This is a genomic window from Cupriavidus sp. KB_39, from assembly GCF_052114485.1.
Taxonomy (GTDB): Bacteria; Pseudomonadota; Gammaproteobacteria; order Burkholderiales; family Burkholderiaceae; genus Cupriavidus.
Genome location: NZ_JBFREV010000034.1, coordinates 1 through 16,526, shown reverse-complemented (window position 1 = coordinate 16,526; position 16,526 = coordinate 1). Strand labels below are relative to the sequence as shown.

Annotated in this window: 16 protein-coding genes and 1 pseudogene; 4 read left to right on the top strand and 13 right to left on the bottom strand. The window is 66.2% G+C overall.

The annotated features are described in order from the left end of the window. Window positions 1-36: 36 nt before the first annotated feature. The gene (locus tag AB4Z27_RS22165) at window positions 37-738 is read right to left on the bottom strand and encodes a haloacid dehalogenase type II (RefSeq protein WP_441645274.1); all 702 of its coding nucleotides are present in this window, start codon (window positions 736-738) and stop codon (window positions 37-39) included. Between the two features lie 155 nt (window positions 739-893). On the opposite strand from AB4Z27_RS22165, the gene AB4Z27_RS22160 reads away from it, so the two are divergent. The 4 genes from AB4Z27_RS22160 to AB4Z27_RS22145 all read left to right on the top strand — a co-directional run bounded on the left by AB4Z27_RS22160 (window position 894) and on the right by AB4Z27_RS22145 (window position 4,984). Continuing rightward, window positions 894-1,850: a LysR family transcriptional regulator gene (locus AB4Z27_RS22160; RefSeq protein WP_092289372.1), complete on the top strand. Its 957-nt coding sequence runs from the start codon at window positions 894-896 to the stop codon at window positions 1,848-1,850. Window positions 1,851-1,986: 136 nt separating this feature from the next. Continuing rightward, window positions 1,987-2,421 (top strand): universal stress protein, encoded by a 435-nt coding sequence (locus AB4Z27_RS22155; RefSeq protein ID WP_092289374.1) that lies wholly within the window; start codon window positions 1,987-1,989, stop codon window positions 2,419-2,421. A 331-nt stretch (window positions 2,422-2,752) separates the two neighbouring features. Then, on the top strand, window positions 2,753-4,258 hold the full coding sequence (locus tag AB4Z27_RS22150; protein WP_441645273.1) for a DUF3131 domain-containing protein: 1,506 nt from the start codon (window positions 2,753-2,755) through the stop codon (window positions 4,256-4,258). A 42-nt stretch (window positions 4,259-4,300) separates the two neighbouring features. Further along, on the top strand, window positions 4,301-4,984 hold the full coding sequence (locus tag AB4Z27_RS22145) for a hypothetical protein (protein ID WP_441645272.1): 684 nt from the start codon (window positions 4,301-4,303) through the stop codon (window positions 4,982-4,984). A 90-nt stretch (window positions 4,985-5,074) separates the two neighbouring features. On the opposite strand, the gene aceA is transcribed toward AB4Z27_RS22145, so the two are convergent. The 12 genes and pseudogenes from aceA to AB4Z27_RS22085 form a co-directional block, all read right to left on the bottom strand. Beyond that, window positions 5,075-6,370 (bottom strand): isocitrate lyase, encoded by a 1,296-nt coding sequence (gene aceA / locus AB4Z27_RS22140; protein ID WP_092289378.1) that lies wholly within the window; start codon window positions 6,368-6,370, stop codon window positions 5,075-5,077. 299 nt (window positions 6,371-6,669) lie between these two features. After that, window positions 6,670-7,665 (bottom strand): alpha/beta fold hydrolase, encoded by a 996-nt coding sequence (locus AB4Z27_RS22135; protein ID WP_441645271.1) that lies wholly within the window; start codon window positions 7,663-7,665, stop codon window positions 6,670-6,672. 120 nt (window positions 7,666-7,785) lie between these two features. Further along, a complete protein-coding gene (locus tag AB4Z27_RS22130) occupies window positions 7,786-8,202 on the bottom strand; it encodes a gamma-glutamylcyclotransferase family protein (protein WP_092289381.1) in 417 nt (138 codons plus the stop codon). Window positions 8,203-8,282: 80 nt separating this feature from the next. Then, window positions 8,283-9,098 (bottom strand): LytR/AlgR family response regulator transcription factor, encoded by an 816-nt coding sequence (locus tag AB4Z27_RS22125; protein ID WP_092289383.1) that lies wholly within the window; start codon window positions 9,096-9,098, stop codon window positions 8,283-8,285. Window positions 9,099-9,127: 29 nt separating this feature from the next. Next, entirely contained in the window at window positions 9,128-10,285 is a 1,158-nt protein-coding gene (locus AB4Z27_RS22120; RefSeq protein ID WP_441645270.1) for a sensor histidine kinase, read from the bottom strand. 324 nt (window positions 10,286-10,609) lie between these two features. Next, on the bottom strand, window positions 10,610-11,557 hold the full coding sequence (locus tag AB4Z27_RS22115; protein WP_441645269.1) for a CysB family HTH-type transcriptional regulator: 948 nt from the start codon (window positions 11,555-11,557) through the stop codon (window positions 10,610-10,612). A 36-nt stretch (window positions 11,558-11,593) separates the two neighbouring features. Continuing rightward, window positions 11,594-12,676 carry a sulfate/molybdate ABC transporter ATP-binding protein gene (locus AB4Z27_RS22110; RefSeq protein WP_441645268.1) on the bottom strand — a complete coding sequence of 361 codons (1,083 nt, stop codon included), beginning with the start codon at window positions 12,674-12,676 and terminating at the stop codon, window positions 11,594-11,596. Then, window positions 12,673-13,593 (bottom strand): sulfate ABC transporter permease subunit CysW, encoded by a 921-nt coding sequence (cysW, locus tag AB4Z27_RS22105; protein WP_441593587.1) that lies wholly within the window; start codon window positions 13,591-13,593, stop codon window positions 12,673-12,675. The genes AB4Z27_RS22110 and cysW overlap by 4 nt, the downstream gene beginning before the upstream one ends. A gap of 1 nt (window position 13,594) precedes the next feature. Further along, window positions 13,595-14,527, bottom strand: coding sequence for a sulfate ABC transporter permease subunit CysT (gene cysT / locus AB4Z27_RS22100; protein ID WP_092289392.1), 933 nt, complete (start codon window positions 14,525-14,527; stop codon window positions 13,595-13,597). A 107-nt stretch (window positions 14,528-14,634) separates the two neighbouring features. Further along, the gene (locus AB4Z27_RS22095) at window positions 14,635-15,324 is read right to left on the bottom strand and encodes an RBBP9/YdeN family alpha/beta hydrolase (RefSeq protein ID WP_441645267.1); all 690 of its coding nucleotides are present in this window, start codon (window positions 15,322-15,324) and stop codon (window positions 14,635-14,637) included. Further along, window positions 15,321-16,175 (bottom strand): EAL domain-containing protein, encoded by an 855-nt coding sequence (locus tag AB4Z27_RS22090; protein ID WP_092289396.1) that lies wholly within the window; start codon window positions 16,173-16,175, stop codon window positions 15,321-15,323. Before AB4Z27_RS22090 ends, AB4Z27_RS22095 begins: the two co-directional genes overlap by 4 nt. Window positions 16,176-16,221: 46 nt before the next feature. Beyond that, window positions 16,222-16,526: pseudogene (locus tag AB4Z27_RS22085) on the bottom strand (hypothetical protein); the annotation flags it as partial.

Sequence of the window (16,526 nt, the reverse complement as noted above, 5' to 3'; positions counted from 1 at the left end):
TGTGTGCGATGGTGTGTTGTTGGGTGGACCCGTCCGTCAGACCGCGACGCCGGAGGCGGCGAGGAAGGCCAGCAGGTCGTTCATGTCGTGCCCGGTGCCGGTGGGCGCCACGTCCAGGCGCTCCGCCGGGTGGCCGGCACGGTTGATCCAGAAAGTCTTGTAGCCATACCAGGTGGCGCCGCACGCGTCCCAGCCGTTCGAGGACACGAAGGCGATGTCCCCGGCGGGCAGGTCGAAGGCCTGCGGCCCCAGCGCGTAGGCGGCCGGCGCGGTCTTGTACTGGCGCACCGCATCGACCGACAGCACRTGGTCGAACAACCCGTGCATGCCTGCGCTCTTGACCGAGATGTCGAGCATCTCGGGGTTGCCATTCGACAGGATGCCCAGCGGCAGCCCCGCGCGGCGCAGCCGCTTGAGCGCGCCGAGGTTCTCGGGGAAGGCCGAAAGGCAGGCGTACTCCTTGAGCAGTTGCGCCTCGGTGGCCTCGGCCAGCTTCAGCCCGAGGCGCTCCGCGGCGTAGCGCAGCGCATCCACGGTCAGCGCCCAGAACGGCTTGTACAGCGCGCCGTCCGGCGCGGCCATGGTGCGCAGCCGCGTGTAATCGATCTGGCGTTCGCGCCACAACAGCGCCAGGGCCTCTCCCTTGCCGGGAAACAACTGCTCCGCGCGCGCCGTGACCGAATACACGTCGAACAGCGTGCCGTAGGCATCGAACACCACCGCGCGGATCTTGTTCATGGAGGGACTGAATGGGCCTGTACACCGTTGAATGCATCCGATTGTAGTCAGTCGTTGCAGTGCGGCAAAGTCGCACCGGGTCACTTGATCTTTTACTTTTGGGCAACTAATCTTGGCCGATCCGCACAAGACTGTGTATTAACCGGCGAGCTTTCGTGGATCATTTCAAGCAATTGGAGACTTTTGTATCGGTCGCGTCACGTGGCAGCCTCTCGGCTGCCGCCGCCGCCGAAGGCGTGGCGCCGGCGATCATCGGGCGTCGCATCGATGCGCTGGAAGAACGGCTCGGCGTGAAGCTGCTGGTGCGCACCACACGCAAGATCACGCTGACGTTCGAAGGCTCCGCCTTCCTCGAGGACTGCCAGCGCATCCTGAACGACCTGCACAACGCCGAGGCCAGCGTCTCGGCCGGCGGCGTCAAGGCCAGCGGCCACCTGCGGGTGACCGCCCCGGCTGGCTTCGGCCGCAAGCATGTGGCGCCGGTGGTGCCGCTGTTCATCGAATCGCACCCGGACGTGACGCTTACGCTCGACCTCTCCGATCGGGTGGTCGATCTCGTCAACGAAGGCTTTGACTGCGCCATCCGCCTCGGTGACCTGCCCGATTCCAGCCTCGTCTCGATCCGCCTGGCGGAAAACCGCCGCGTGGTGGTGGCCTCCCCCGGCTATCTGGCCCGCGCCGGCACGCCGAAGCTGCCGGAGGACCTGTCACGCCACAATTGCCTGGCTTTCGGCGCCAGTGCCAACGTGCAGCGCGGCTGGGTGTTCCAGCAGGATGGGCGCGCGGTCACGGTCAAGGTGGGCGGCAATATGGAATGCACCGACGGCGCCGTGCTGCACGCGTGGTGCCTCGAAGGCCATGGGCTGGCGTGGCGGTCCTGGTGGGAGGTGGGCCAGGAAATCGCCAGCGGCCGGCTTGTCACCGTGCTCGACGACTTCCAGGCGCCGCCCATCGGCATCCACGCGGTGTTCCCCCAGCGCAAGCACCTGCCGCTGCGCGTACGGCTGTTCATCGACCATCTGAAGCACACCTACGGCAACCCGGCCTACTGGCGCCGCGCCGAGCAGGCGCCGACCAGCGCCGCCGCCGAGGCGTCCGCCGCCGTGGCATAGGTGGTTTCACCCACTGTAAACATTGATATTCCGCAATGGCGACTGCTTCACACTGACTACAATCCAATCAGACAGGCGCCGTCTGGCCTGCCCCRCCTTATCGTGAAATCTTTAAATTCGTGAAAGGAGGTATGGCATGTTCAAGCACATCCTGTTGCCCACCGACGGGTCGGAACTCTCCAAAAAGGCCATCAATGGCGGCCTGGAGCTGGCCAAGGCGATTGGTGCCCGGGTCACCGCCTATGTCTGTCTGGAGGAATACCCCTACACGCCGTTTAGCGAGATTGTCGTCGAGGCCCCGCAAGCCTTCCGGGACCGGATCGAGAATCAGGCGCGGCTCTACCTGAAGGAGATCGAGACCGCCGCCGTGGCCGATGGCCTGCCGTTCGACGCCGACATGACCACCTTCGCGGTGCCCTACCTCGGCATCATCGACGCGGCCGAACGCCATGGCTGCGACGTGATCTTCATGGCTTCGCACGGCCGGCGCGGACTGTCCGGCCTGCTGCTCGGCAGCGAAACCCAGAAGGTCCTGACTCACACCGACATCCCGGTCATCGTTTATCGATGACACGCTGAACCAGCGGCATCCCGCCGCGTCAGTTCACATCAAGGCCGCGCACGGCAACATGCGCGGCCTTGTTGCTTCATATGTCATCGCCGCATCGCAATTCCGCCAGGATTGTGCCGATTGGCCCTAGGAATTGGACGAACTACGATTCTCTTGATCCCCGCCGTTGACGAGAATCCATCATCCATTTCCAACTGGGAAGAGCATGATGGCAATCGATCTTTACGTCCGCCCCTTGACCCGCCGAGCAATCTGTCTTGGCGTCAGTGCGCTGCTGGCCGCCTGCGGTGGGGGCGGCGACGATTCGGAACCGATTGGCACGGACATCTCCGTGACCCAACCCGAGGCGGGCCCGGCCCCGCTGCCGCCCAACGTCGAACCCGCGCCAACGCCCCCCACGCCGGAGCCACCCGCGCCTGCGCCCACGCCACCGGCCCCTGTTCCCGTCCCGCCCGAGCCGCAGCCGATCCCGCCCATTCCCCACCCGGGACCGCCCACCGAGACAGAAGTGATCACGCGGGACTCGGTACTGAAAACGCAGGCTCGCGTATACGCCGAAGCCCTATGGAAGTCCGCCGAAACGCTGGACCCTGGCCGCGCGCTGCCGGTCAACAAGTCCTGCATGAACGCGCAAGGCGTAGCCAGCCCGGTGGGCTGGGTGTTCACCGGCAACCTCGGCCAGTTCATCTGGAACGTGACTGCCGCGCGTGATCTTGGCCTGCTGGACGCCGCCGAAGCCCAGCGGCGCGTGGCGCGCCATCTGGACKCCCTCGCCGTGCTGCAAGCAACAGCCCGGCAGAATGGCGCGCCCGGTGGCCTGTTCCATGGCACCACGGACAACCGGACAGCCATACCCTCCGGCGATGTGGGTTCGATCGAGAATGCCTGGCTGGCGGTCAGCCTCGCCATGGCCAAACAGGCGTACCCCGAGCTCGCCGCGCAGGCTGGCGCCATCCTCGGCCAGATGCGCTTCGAGACCATGGTGCATCCGCAAAAACAGCAATACGAGATCTCCTTCAATCCCAAGACGCAGACATATTCGGGGATGACCTACGGCCTGCTCGGCGAGACACGGCTGCTGGCCTATGTCGGCATCGCCCTCGGAACCGTGCCGCGCAGCCAGTATTTCAACATCGGCCGCGTACCGACCTGGGCCGAGCGCTCGCAGGACCCGGCGAAGTTCCGCACCTACGAGGGCGTCCGGGTATATGAAGGCACCCGCTCCTATGACGGCCGGCATTTCATGCCGACCAACGGCGGCTCGGTGTTCGAATCGTTCGCGGTGCCCGTGGTGATTTCCGAATCCAAATGGGGCCCCAACAGCTGGGGGCGCTCGCATCCGAACATGGCCAAGACGCAGATCAAGTACGGCCTCGACACCTTTGGCTACTGGGGCTTTTCGCCCGCTTCCGTGCCGGCCAACGCCGGATACACCGAGTACGGCACGCCGCCGGCTTCGCTGGGCGGCTCCGGCTACAACCCGCGCGGGCAACACGTGGCGACCCGTGCCGGCCCGGTGGTGTCGCTCTACTCGGTCCTGCTGTTGATCGAGGAGGACCCCGAGGCGGTGATGGCCAACATGAAGAAGCTGCTCGACAACTTCCCCACGCTGAACCACCCGCAATACGGCCTGATGGACAGTGTCGACGTGGAAAACGGCACCGTTTCCAAGTGCCTGCTCGCCGGCAACGTCGGTTGGGCGCTGGGCGCCGTGACCAACTACCTGACCGATGGCAAGCTGCGCGGCTATGTGGACAAGGAATGGGGCCACATGCTGCAGCCGCTGCTGGAGATCGAGGAATTCAGCATCCCGGCGGAGCCTGCGCAGCAGGGCTAAAAATGGTGGCTGATCAGCTATGCGGCCATCGCGCTCGGCAATGTGCCGCGCAGCCAGTACTTCCACCTTGACCGCGTGCCGGAATGGTCCGAGCGCAGCATCGACCAGACGAAGTACCGCACCTATGACGGCGTGCGCGTCTACGAGGCCTCGCGCAGCTTCGGCGGCCGGTCCTTCATCCCGACCTGGGGCGGCTCCGTGTTCGAGACCTTTGCCGTGCCGATCATGATCAACGAGCAGAAATGGGGCATCAACAGCTGGGCGCGCTCGCATCCGAACATGGCCAAGGCGCAGATCCAGTATGGGCTCGACCAGTTCGGCTACTGGGGCTTCTCGCCCGCCACCATTCCGGCCACGGGCGGGTACACCGAGTACGGCGCACCGCCGCTGTCCGTGGCTGGCGGCTACCGTCCGGTGGGGCAGCGCGAGTCCACCCGTGCYGGCCCGGTGGTATCGCCCGAAGCCGTGATCGACGCCATGCGCAAACTGACGGCCAACTTCCCCACCCTGAACCATCCGACATACGGCCTGATGGACAGTGTCGACGTGCAGACCGGCGTCGTATCCAACTGCGCGCTGTACCTCGACAACTCGCTGGCACTGGGCGCCGTGGCCAACTATCTAACCGATGGCAAGCTGCGTGGTTACGTCGACAAGGAATGGGGCCACATCCTCCAGCCGCTGCTGGAGATCGAGGAATTCAGCATCCCGGCGCAGCAGCCCTAGTCCGGCTGCCGTCCCCGGAATGAAAAACGCCGCGCCGTCCCCTACCGGACGGCGCGGCGTTTTGTCGCCTTATCGACGACTAGCCAGGTATCAGGCCACCTTCTTGTCGAAGAACTGCTCGTCTTCGGTCGAGCCCTTCAGCGCGGTCGTCGACGACTGGCCGCCTTCGATGGCCTGCGTCACGGCGTCGAAGTAACCGGTGCCCACTTCGCGCTGGTGCTTGACGGCGGTGAAGCCCTTCTCGGCCGCGGCGAACTCGTTCTCCTGCAGTTCCACGAACGCGCTCATCTGGTTGCGGGCGTAGCCGTGGGCCAGGTTGAACATCGAGTAGTTCAGCGAGTGGAAGCCAGCCAGCGTGATGAACTGGAACTTGTAGCCCATCGCGCCCAGTTCCTTCTGGAACTTGGCGATCGTGGCGTCGTCGAGGTTCTTCTTCCAGTTGAACGACGGCGAGCAATTGTAGGCCAGCATCTTGCCCGGGAACTTGGCGTGGACGGCCTCGGCAAACTTTTTGGCGAACTCCAGGTCCGGCTTGCCGGTTTCGCACCACACCAGGTCAGCCACTTCGGCGTAGGCCAGTGCACGGGCGATGGACTGCTCGATGCCCGGCTTGGTGCGATAGAAGCCTTCCACGGTGCGTTCGCCGGTCAGGAACGGCTGGTCGCGCTCGTCCACGTCCGAGGTCAGCAGGTCGGCGGCTTCGGCGTCGGTCCGGGCGATCACCAGCGTCGGGGTGCCCGAGACGTCGGCAGCCAGGCGCGCGGCCGTCAGCTTGGCCACGGCTTCACGCGTCGGCACGAGCACCTTGCCACCCATGTGGCCGCACTTCTTCACMGAGGCGAGCTGGTCTTCGAAGTGAACGCCGGCGGCGCCCGCGTCGATCATCGACTTCATCAGTTCGAACGCATTCAGCACACCACCGAAACCGGCTTCGGCATCGGCCACGATCGGGGCGAAGAAGTCGGTGTCACCCTTGCCTTCGCTCCACTGGATCTGGTCGGCGCGCTGGAACGTGTTGTTGATGCGCTTGACCACCATCGGCACCGAGTTGGCCGGGTACAGCGACTGGTCCGGGTACATCTCGCCGGCCAGGTTGGCGTCGCCGGCCACTTGCCAGCCGGACAGGTAGATGGCCTTCAGGCCGGCCTTCACCTGTTGCATGGCCTGGTTGCCGGTCAGCGCGCCGAGCGTGTTGACGAACGGCTCGGTGTTCAGCAGGTGCCAGAGCTTGTCGGCGCCGCGGCGGGCCAGCGTGTGCTCGATCTGGACCGAGCCGCGCAGGCGCACCACGTCTTCGGCGGTGTAGTGACGTTGAATGCCCTTCCAGCGGGGGTTGGTGTCCCAGTCTTTTTGCAGGGCGTCGATTTGTTGTTGGCGGGAAGTCATGTTCACTCTCCTGATGACAGATGGGTAGTTGGCGAAAATTCGGGTACTTGGCTTCGGATCTTGTGACACCCTGCGTCGCCGTGATTTTGGCGTCTCAGGTCATGTGTCTTATATAAGAGTGTAGGGAAGCTTCCCGCGTCGCAACAGCGCTCATTCATCGTCAGGCAGAGATTTTTAWYCCTTAATAATCAGTATGTTGAAAAACAATTTTCACGATGCGGCACGCAATCTTTCATGATGAGAAATGCCCGTTGTGCCGCGCACCCATGTATTTTTGCGCACCAAAACAGCTTTCCACATCATGAAATATTGGCAGCCGAGGACGACACTCGGGCTTTTGCGAGGTCCGGCGACGCCGGTGCGCCTTCCAGATGGTCGACAAATTCGCTGACCATCGTCGCCATGCGCCGGGGCTGGGCCAGCGGCAACCAGTGGTGGGCCTCCACCTGCCGGCGCCAGAGGTCCGCCACCCATTTGCCGAGGTTCTCGGTGAGTGCGGGACGCAAGTAGCGGTCCAGCGTCGGCACGATGACCTGCACCGGCGCATGGGCCCGGCGCTCGCGCGGGGCGCGCAGCCGGGCGCGGAAGTTGGCGCGATAGAGCCGCAGGCCATGGATGCCATCGGCGGTCTGCGTGGGATTGGGCGGCGCGAACAGCCCCTCGGTATGGCGCAGCCAGTGTGTCCAGCCGCGCCCGAGCCAGAGGCGCCAGTGCCATTCGGGCAGCTTGGGAATATGGAAGAAGACGATGTACCACGAGGCCAGCGCCTGCCGCAGCGTGGCGCGCCGCTGCGCCCACGTGCGCCGCTCCGATGTGCGCAGCGCGCTGGCGGCATGGTCGAGGCACGGCCCCGAGCACGAGGTGAACGACGCGATGCGCCCGTAGAGGCGCGGGTCGGTCACGAATTCCCAGCCCTGGATCGATCCCCAGTCGTGGCCGACCAGATGCACGCGCCGATCTGGCGCCACGGCGTCGATGACCGCGATGAAATCATCGGCGAGCCGTTCCAGCCGGTAGTCATCCACGCGCGGCGGCACGTCCGAGGCCCCAGCGCCGCGCACGTCGTACGCAATCACATAGAAGCGGTCGGCCAGCGCCTCGGCCACGCCGTGCCAGACGTGGCTGTTGTCCGGGTAGCCGTGCACCAGCACCACCACTGGCTTGGCGGGATCGCCCCACGCCGTTGCCGCCAGCCGTACGGTGCCGGACTGGACGTGGAACTGGCAGGCCGGATAGGGATACGGCTGCGGCCCGTCTCGCTCTATATCTATATGCAGGGGATGGCTGGCAGGCATCGGCGGCAGGCTCCGGGGATGGCGCGATGACAGCCGGTGCTGTCATCGTCGATCCATGCTACGCCGAACGCCGCACCGCCGCGAGCCGCGCGACGGTGTTTGAAACGTGACAAGTCTGGATCAGGCCGCCACGCCGTCGCGGGCCTTGCGGTAGGCCACCCAGTCGCCGCTGTCGATACGGGCGAGCCCGGCCACGGCAGCATCGGCCACCGGATACAGCAGACATTCGATGGGCGCGCCGTTGCAGTCGACGATGCAGGATTCGCGCAGGAACAGCGTGGCCTGACCCGGGTAGACCTCCTCGATCTCGTCGAGCACGGGCAGCAGCGCGTCGGGGATGTCGTAGAGATCGCCGGTCACCGGCCCGGCCGCCGCGTCAGGCACAAGCCCCGGATAGGTGCCGAAGTCATACAGCCGGCCCGCCAGCACGCCCGTGCCGATCAGCGTCGGCGCGGCAATGCCATGGCGCGCAGCCGCGCGGTTCAGGTCGTTGACCTCGCCGGCACGCAGCGTACCGTAGACGAAAACGCGGGGCATCAGGACGTCTCCTCGGAAAATAGCCACTCGGGAAGCGGCCATGGTAGAGGAAATATGGCGGATTGAGGCGGCCTGCCGCCTTACATCTGCTTGAACAGGTGCGCGTACTGCCGCGCCACCGGCAGCACTTCCTCGCGGTCGCGCAGCCGCAGCGAGAGCCGACCCAGCGACTGGGTGATCGCGCTGGCCACGCAGTCGATATTGACCACCGTGCCGCGATGGATCTGCCAGAAGCGGTCCGGGTCCAGCTGCTGCGCCAGTTCGCGCAGGCTGGTGCGGATCAGCGCCTCGCCGCTGGTGGAGACCACGTTCACGTACTTGTCGGTGGCTTCGAGGTAGACCACTTCGTCCACGGGGATGATGCGGACCTCCTGCCCCACCAGCGCCTTGATAAAGCGCAAATACTGCCCGGCGGAACGCGTCGGGGTCTGGTTCTCGAGCGACTCCAGCCGGTGCAGCAGTTGCGCGAGCTTGTCTGCATCGACCATSGCGCCCACGTCGTGGGTCTCGTGGCTGCTGTCCCGSGCCTCCATGCGCGCCTTGAGCCGGCAGACGGTGGCCTCCAGCCGCTCGCGCTGCACCGGCTTCAGCACGTAGTCCACGGCGGCGCGCTCGAAGGCTTCCAGCGCGAACTGGTCGTAGGCGGTGACGAAGACCACCAGCGGCGGGTCGTCGAACTCGATCAGTTCGCGCGCCACGTCCATGCCGCTCATGCCGGGCATGCGGATGTCGAGGAAGGCCACGTCGGGCCGATGTTCGCGCGCGGCATCGAGCGCCGCCACGCCGTCATGGACCACGGCGACGATATTCGCCTCGGGCCAGAGCCCGGCCAGTTCGGACGCCAGCACGCGGGCCAGCAGCAGTTCGTCGTCAGCGATCAGCAGGGTCGGACTCATGGGGTCGGACTCGGGGAGGCAGAAAGGAATCAGGAACTGGAAACGGCAGGCGCGGCCATGGCCGGCGCGCTACCTTGCGCGGGAGCGCGCACGGGGGCGAGCGTGGGATCGGTCCGCCGTACCAGCGGCAGCGTCACCCGCACCACCACGCCGCGCGGGGTGTTTTCTTCCATCTGCATGCTGGCTGTGGCGCCGAAGATCCGCGCCAGGCGCTCGCGCACATGGGTCAGACCCATGCCCGAGCCCTTGCTGTGGCCCTGGCAGAAGCCCACGCCGCTATCGGCGATGATGACCTGCACGCTGCCGTCGCCGGCTTCCCGGGCAGACAGCGTGATCTTGCCGCCCCGCATGCAAGGCTCGATGCCGTGCGTCACCGCGTTCTCCACCAGCGGCTGGATCAGCATCGGCGGAATCTCGGCCTCGGCCAGCGCCGGCGGCAGGTCGATCTGGAAGTCGAGCCGCGCGCCAAAGCGCATGCCCTGGATATCGAGATAGCTGCGCAGCAGCTCGAACTCCTGCTTCAGCGTGCACTGCTCCGCCCGCGTGTGTTGCAGCGACATGCGCAGGAAGCCGATCAGCCGCTGCAGCAGTTGCCGCGCCGCGCGCGGATCGGTGGCGATCAGCCCGTCGAGGTTGGCCAGCGAGTTGAACAGGAAATGGGGTTCGATCTGCGCCTGCAGCGCCATCAGCTGGGCGCGCACGAGCTGCTTCTCGGATTCTTCGCGCTGGAGCGCGTCCAGCGCGGCCTGCCGTTCCAGGTAGGCCAGCTTCTCGCGCGACCAGTAGAAATAGATCATGCTCGCCGAGGCCAGCATGCCCACCACCAGGCACATGCGCAGCATGTCGCCGGTCTCGGCCTGCGACTTGACCGGCAGCCCCAGCAGCGCGCGCGTGGCCCAGCTACCGAGCACCACGCCCAGCGGCACGGCCACCACGGCCAGGCACATGAACGGCCAGCGGCGCGGGCGGTCGTTCCACCAGATCAGCACGCGCGGCACGTCGATAAAGACCCAGATCGACAGGCCAATCAGCTGGCTATAGAGGAAGTTGTGCGCGAAGGTGCCACCCGTCTGGAAGCCGTAGTTCAGGCTGACGGCGATCACCGTGTTCATGCAAAGCACGAACAGCAGGTCGCGGCCAAGGATATTCAGCCGCGATGGCAGCGCGGTGGAGAGGCAGCGCTTCATAGGCGGACGTCCGCCAGGATGACGCACCCGTCCCCGGCGACATGGATTTGCCGCATGGTCTTCCCTCCTCGTTGATTCACGGCAATGGCCGCGTGGCATTCTGATGATGCACTGCAGCATGCATCCGCCTGTTATCGCAATTTGCTTAAAAGGCGGTCTGCGTGAGGGCACTTTACGCCGGACGCGGCGAGGAAGGAAGCATCGTGCGACGAAACGGCGGCACACGGCGCGAAGTGTGCGCCGGGCCGACCGGGAGGCAGGATTTTGGGGAGATCTGTTGTTGGCGACCCCGCGAACGGCCGTTTGAAAGCCGTTCGCGCAGGATCAGGCGGCCAGCGCCGGACGGTTGACGCTCTCGGCCAGCGCCGTGGACACCGTGTCGCGCGACAGATGCGGCGCGAACATATTGATGAACGCGTGCGCGTAGCCGCGCAGGTAGGCGCCYCGCCGCACGGCCACGCTGGTCGTGTTCGGCTCGAACAGATGGTCGGCGGAGATCCGCACCAGGCCGGCGTCCTTGCGGGCGTCGTAGGCCATCGAGGCGATGATCCCCACGCCCAGGTCCAGCTCGGCATAGGTCTTGATCACGTCGGCATCCATTGCCGTCAGCACGATTTCCGGCTGGAGACCGGCATCGGCAAACGCCCCGTCGATCTTGCGGCGCCCGGTGAAACCGGCGTCGTAGGTGATGATCGGGAAATTGGCGATGTCCTCCAGCGTCGGCTCGGGCAGCCGCGTCAGCGGATGCTCGGGCGAGACCACCAGCACGTGCTGCCAGCTATAGGCCTCGAACGAGGTCAGCCCGGCCTCGTTGGCCACGGCCTCCGTGGCGATGCCGATGTCGGCCTGCCCGGTCAGCAGCAATTCGACGATATGGGACGGCGACGCCTCCTGCAGCGCCAGCGTCACATGGGGATATTCGCGGCGGAAGCTCTGCACCACCTTCGGCAGCGCATAGCGCGCCTGCGTGTGGGTCGTGGCCACGGTCAGGCGGCCGGTATGGCGGCCCGCGAACTCATCGCCGGCCTGGCGCAGGTTCTCGGCCTCGAGCAATAGCCGTTCGACGATGCGGACGATCTCGCGGCCCGGCTCGGTCAGCCCGGTCAGCCGCTTGCCGTAGCGTTCGAAGATCTCCACGCCGAGTTCTTCCTCGAGTTCGCGGATCTGGCGCGACACGCCCGGTTGTGACGTATAGAKCGCATTGGCCACTTCCGTCAGGTTGAACTGACGGCGCACCGCCTCGCGGATCGATCTCAGTTGCTGGAAGTTCATGGGGGCGCTCCTGGGTGCTCTGTTTATAGGGGGCGATCAGTTACGGGTGCCGGCCGTGAAGACGCGCAACTGGCGCGGACGCACCGCCAGCAACTCGCCTTCCCGGAAGCCCGCATGGMGGAAGCGTTCGAGCGGCAGCGCCACCTCGATCACGTCCTGGTTGTCCTCGCGTTCCAGTTCGAGCTGGGCCACCGGGCCCAGCGTCAGCGCGCGGCGCAGCGTGACGGCGATGCCATCGGTGCCCGGCGCGTAGCGCTCCACGTCCAGGTCATGCGGGCGGACGTAGGCCACCGCGTCGCCGGCGGTCTCGTGGCCGCTGCCCACCACGGGCAGCACCGAATCGCCCGTGTGCAGCAGCCCGCCGGTATCGCCCACCTCCAGCCGACCATGGAACAGGTTCACATTGCCGAGGAAGCCGAACACGAACGGCGTGGCCGGATGGTTGTAGACCGCCTCGGGCGTGCCGAACTGCTCCACGCGGCCGTGGTTCATCAGCACCACCTGGTCGGCCACTTCCAGCGCCTCTTCCTGGTCGTGCGTGACGAAGACGCTGGTCACGTGCAGTTCATCGTGCAGGCGGCGCAGCCAGCGGCGCAGCTCCTTGCGCACCTTGGCATCCAGCGCGCCGAACGGCTCGTCGAGCAGCAGCACGCGCGGCTCCACGGCCAGCGCGCGGGCCAGCGCAATCCGCTGACGCTGCCCGCCCGAGAGTTGCGCCGGGTAGCGGTCGGCCAGCCAGTCGAGCTGCACCAGCTCCAGCAGCGACTTCACCTTCTCGCGGATCTTCGCCTCCGAAGGCCGCTCGGCGCGCGGCTTCACGCGCAGTCCGAAGGCCACGTTCTCGAACACGCTCATGTGCTTGAACAGCGCGTAATGCTGGAAGACGAAGCCGACGTTGCGCTGGCGCACATGCTGCGCCGAGGCATCCTGCCCGCCCAGCACCACCTGGCCCGCATCGGCGCGCTCCAGCCCGGCGATGATGCGCAGCAGCGTGGTCTTGCCGCAGCCCGAGGGCCCCAGCAGCGCGGTCAGCTCGCCTTCGTCGAAATCGAGCGAGACGTTGTCCAGCGCGACGAAATCGCCGAAATGCTTCTGTACGTTCCTGACCTGAATGCTCATGATGGCTGCCCTTGCAGTGTCGGCGCGGGGCGGCTCGCGCCCTCGTCCTGATGTTCCTTGCTGGCGCGGAGTTCCACCAGCGTCTTGATGCCCAGCGTGACCAGCGCCAGCAGCGTCAGCAGCGACGCCACCGCGAACGCGGCCGCGAAGTTGTACTCGTTGTAAAGAATTTCCACGTGCAGCGGCATGGTGTTGGTCAGGCCGCGGATATGGCCCGAGACCACCGACACCGCGCCGAACTCGCCCATCGCCCGCGCATTGCACAGGATCACGCCATACAGCAGCCCCCAGCGGATGTTCGGCAGCGTGATATGGCGGAAGGTCTGCCAGCCGGAGGCGCCCAGCACGATGGCGGCCTCCTCTTCCTCGCTGCCCTGGGCCTGCATCAGCGGAATCAGCTCGCGCGCCACGAACGGGAAGGTGACGAAGATCGTCGCCAGCACGATGCCCGGCACCGCGAACATGATCTTGATATCGTGCGCCTCCAGCCACGGGCCGAACCAGCCCTGCGCGCCGAACATCAGCACGTAGATCAGGCCCGAGATAACCGGCGAGACCGAGAACGGCAGGTCGATCAGCGTGGTCAGCAGCTGCTTGCCCCGGAATTCGAACTTGGCGATGGCCCAGGCGGCGGCCACGCCGAACACCACGTTCAGCGGCACGGCGATGACGGCCACCAGCAGCGTGAGCTGGATCGCCGAAACGGCGTCCGGCTCCACGAGCGCGGCGAAGTAGGTATCGACGCCCTTCTTCAGCGCCTCGTAGAACACCGAAGCCAGCGGGATGAACAGGAACAGGCCGAGGAACAGCACCGCCACTGTGATCAGGGTGTAGCGCACCCACGGGGCTTCGCCGGTGGCGTCGTGGCGGTGCGGGGCGCCGGTGTTGGCGCCGAGTCGGGAAATTGCGCCGGCCATGTCAGTTCGCCTCCGGATTGCCGTCAGGCAGCGCAGCAGCGCGGCGGCCCGACTGGGAACGGCGCGTCCACGCCTGCAACAGGTTGATCAACAGCAGCAGCCCGAACGAGATCACCAGCATCACCACCGCCACGGCGGTGGCGCCGGCGTAGTCGTACTGCTCCAGCTTCGAATAAATCATCAGCGGGGCAATCTCGGACACCATCGGCATGTTGCCGGAGATGAACACCACCGAGCCGTACTCGCCCGTGGCCCGGGCGAACGACAGCGCGAAGCCGGTCAGCAGCGCCGGCAGGATGGCCGGCAGGATCACGCGCCAGAAGGTCTGGAGCCGGGAGGCGCCCAGGCTGGCAGCGGCTTCCTCAAGCTCACGCTCCACGTCTTCCAGCACCGGCTGCACCGTGCGCACGACGAACGGCAGGCCGATGAAGGTCAGCGCCACCACCACACCAAGTGGCGTAAACGCCACCTTGATGCCGAGGGGCTCCAGATACTTGCCGATCCAGCCATTGCCCGCGAACAGCGCCGTCAGCGCGATACCGGCCACGGCGGTGGGCAGTGCGAACGGCAGGTCCACCAGCGCGTCGATCAGGCGCTTGCCCGGAAAGCGGTAGCGCACCAGCACCCACGCCACCACCAGTCCGAACACGGTATTGATGATGGCCGCCACCAGCGAGGCGCCAAAGCTCAACTGATAGGACGCCACCACGCGCGGCGCGGTCACCGTGGTCCAGAACGCGTCCCACGTCATCGTGAACGTCTTCAGGAACGTGGCCGACAGCGGGATCAGGACGATCAGCGTCAGATAGAAGATGGTGAAACCCAGGGACAGGCCGAAGCCGGGCAGCACGGTAAACCGTTGCGTGCCGGAGCGGGCCGGCCGACGCGGCGCGTCGGTGGGCGCGGGGGCCGCCAGGGTGATCGATGGGGGCATGTCGTCTCGTCTTATGAAGCCGGCGCATAAGGCGCCGGTGTACGAGACAAATTTTGCAGATACGCCCTTATAAACAGAACGAATCTTTACGAATTTCTTTAATCGTTTTAAATATAAGGGAAGGTCGGACTGACCTCGGCGGAGGCCTCCCAGGTGTCTGACCCGTCACCTGAAGCCGAAATTTGTCCATCGGACTCAATTCTTTGCAGCAAAGTGGCGAGTAAGGCCTGCCCTTCTGGCCACTCGTCCAACCCCGAATCGGCATTGATATGACCGAGATGACCGGCATCGACCAGCTCGCTGCCCCACAGCGTGCCCCAGCAGAAGGCGGTGCGCTGGTGCATCCATGGATCGTTGCGGCTGGCGACGAGAATCGTCGGAAACGGCAGCCGGGAGGTCGGTAGCAGCGAGGCCACGCCGAATTTGTCCGGGTCGGCCGGGGCCACCAGCAGCACGCCCGCCACGCCGGCCGGGTCCAGCACCGCCTGGCGCAGCGTGGCCAGGCACCCGAAACTGTGCGCGACGAGTACCGCCCCGCGCGGCGCCACGCGCTGGGCGCGCGAGATGCCTTCCGAGACCCGTTCCGCCCAGAGCGGCAGGCTGGGGCGCCCCCAATCATGCTGATCGATGCGCTGCCARTCCGGAAACTTCGCTTCCCAACGGCTCTGCCAGTGGGCCGGCCCGCTGCCGTGGAGCCCGGGCACGGTCAGGATCTGCAAGCCGCGCGGCACCGCCAGGCGCGGCGCGGCCTTGCTATCCGGCAACAACGCAGACAACGAAGCGATCGATGCAGTCATGCGGGCTCCCTTGGCGCGGCAGTCGATGAATGTTCCGTTGCATGCAAGTGACGTGCCGACACCGGCTCCCCGGCCACAGCCACGCCCTGCCCCAGCGCGATGCCCGCGTCCTGCAGCCGCGCCACGGCCACGTCGTCCTGCAGCCGGCGGCCGATCAGCGTCACGCCGGCGGTATCGGCGCTCGCACGGAGGCCGGATAGCTGGCGGTCGGTCCAGGTGCGGCGCATGTCGAGCTTGAGCCAGTCCGGCAGCGCGTGCGCCATCAGCGCACCGGCCTCGGCCGGGTCCGATGCCTGCAGGCTCACCTTGAAGCCGTTGCGCCGGTAGTTGCCCACCACGTGCAGCAGCAGCGGCAGGTCGTCATTGGCGCTAGCCGGCACCTGGATCACGAAACGGTCGATCGGCAGCCCCAAGGACTCCAGCGCGCGCCGGAACGCCGCGCCGTGGTCGTCCGCCACGGCGGCCAGCAGCCGATTGTGAACATTCAAGACAAGCTGATGGGAACCATCGGCCGCGAAGTAGTTGATGGCGTGCACCAGCCGCGACAGGCGGTCCAGCGAGACCAGCGAGGCATCGTCCGCCGCCATCGCGAACAGCTTCCACGCCGCCAGCCCCACGCCGTCCTCGGCATAGGTGCGGATGGAGCCCTCATGGGCCACCACCTCGCGCGCCGCCAGCGTCACCAGCGGCTCGAACGCGCTGGTCAGCGAGCAGTTGAAGTACTGGCCCTGCACCTGCCCGCGCGCATCGCGCCACAGCTCGCGCCCCGGCACCGGCTCACGCGGCAGGGTGTCGAGATAGGTGGCCAGCGGGCTGGCCGACGAAGACAGGGCTTGCGTCGAAAGGGTCATGGCAGCTCCGCCGGCAACGCCGGTGTGTGGATGGCCTGATGGATCATCATAGAAGCTCCTCCGCCAACGGGGCATGAAGATTCTGCGAGGTTTGTGGGTCGGCGGGCGTGTCCGCGGCCGGCTCTGCCTTCCGCATCACGCGGTCGAGCACCGCCGCCTCCCGTTCCGCAAACGCCGCCGCGCCGCGTTGGCGGGGCCGGGGCAGGTCCACGCGCTGGTCCAGCGCGATGCGGCCGTCCTCGATCAGCACCACGCGGTCGGCCAGCGCAATCGCCTCGGACACATCGTGCGTAACCAGCAGTGCCGTGAAGCGCCTCGGACACATCGTGCGTAACCAGCAGTGCCGTGAAG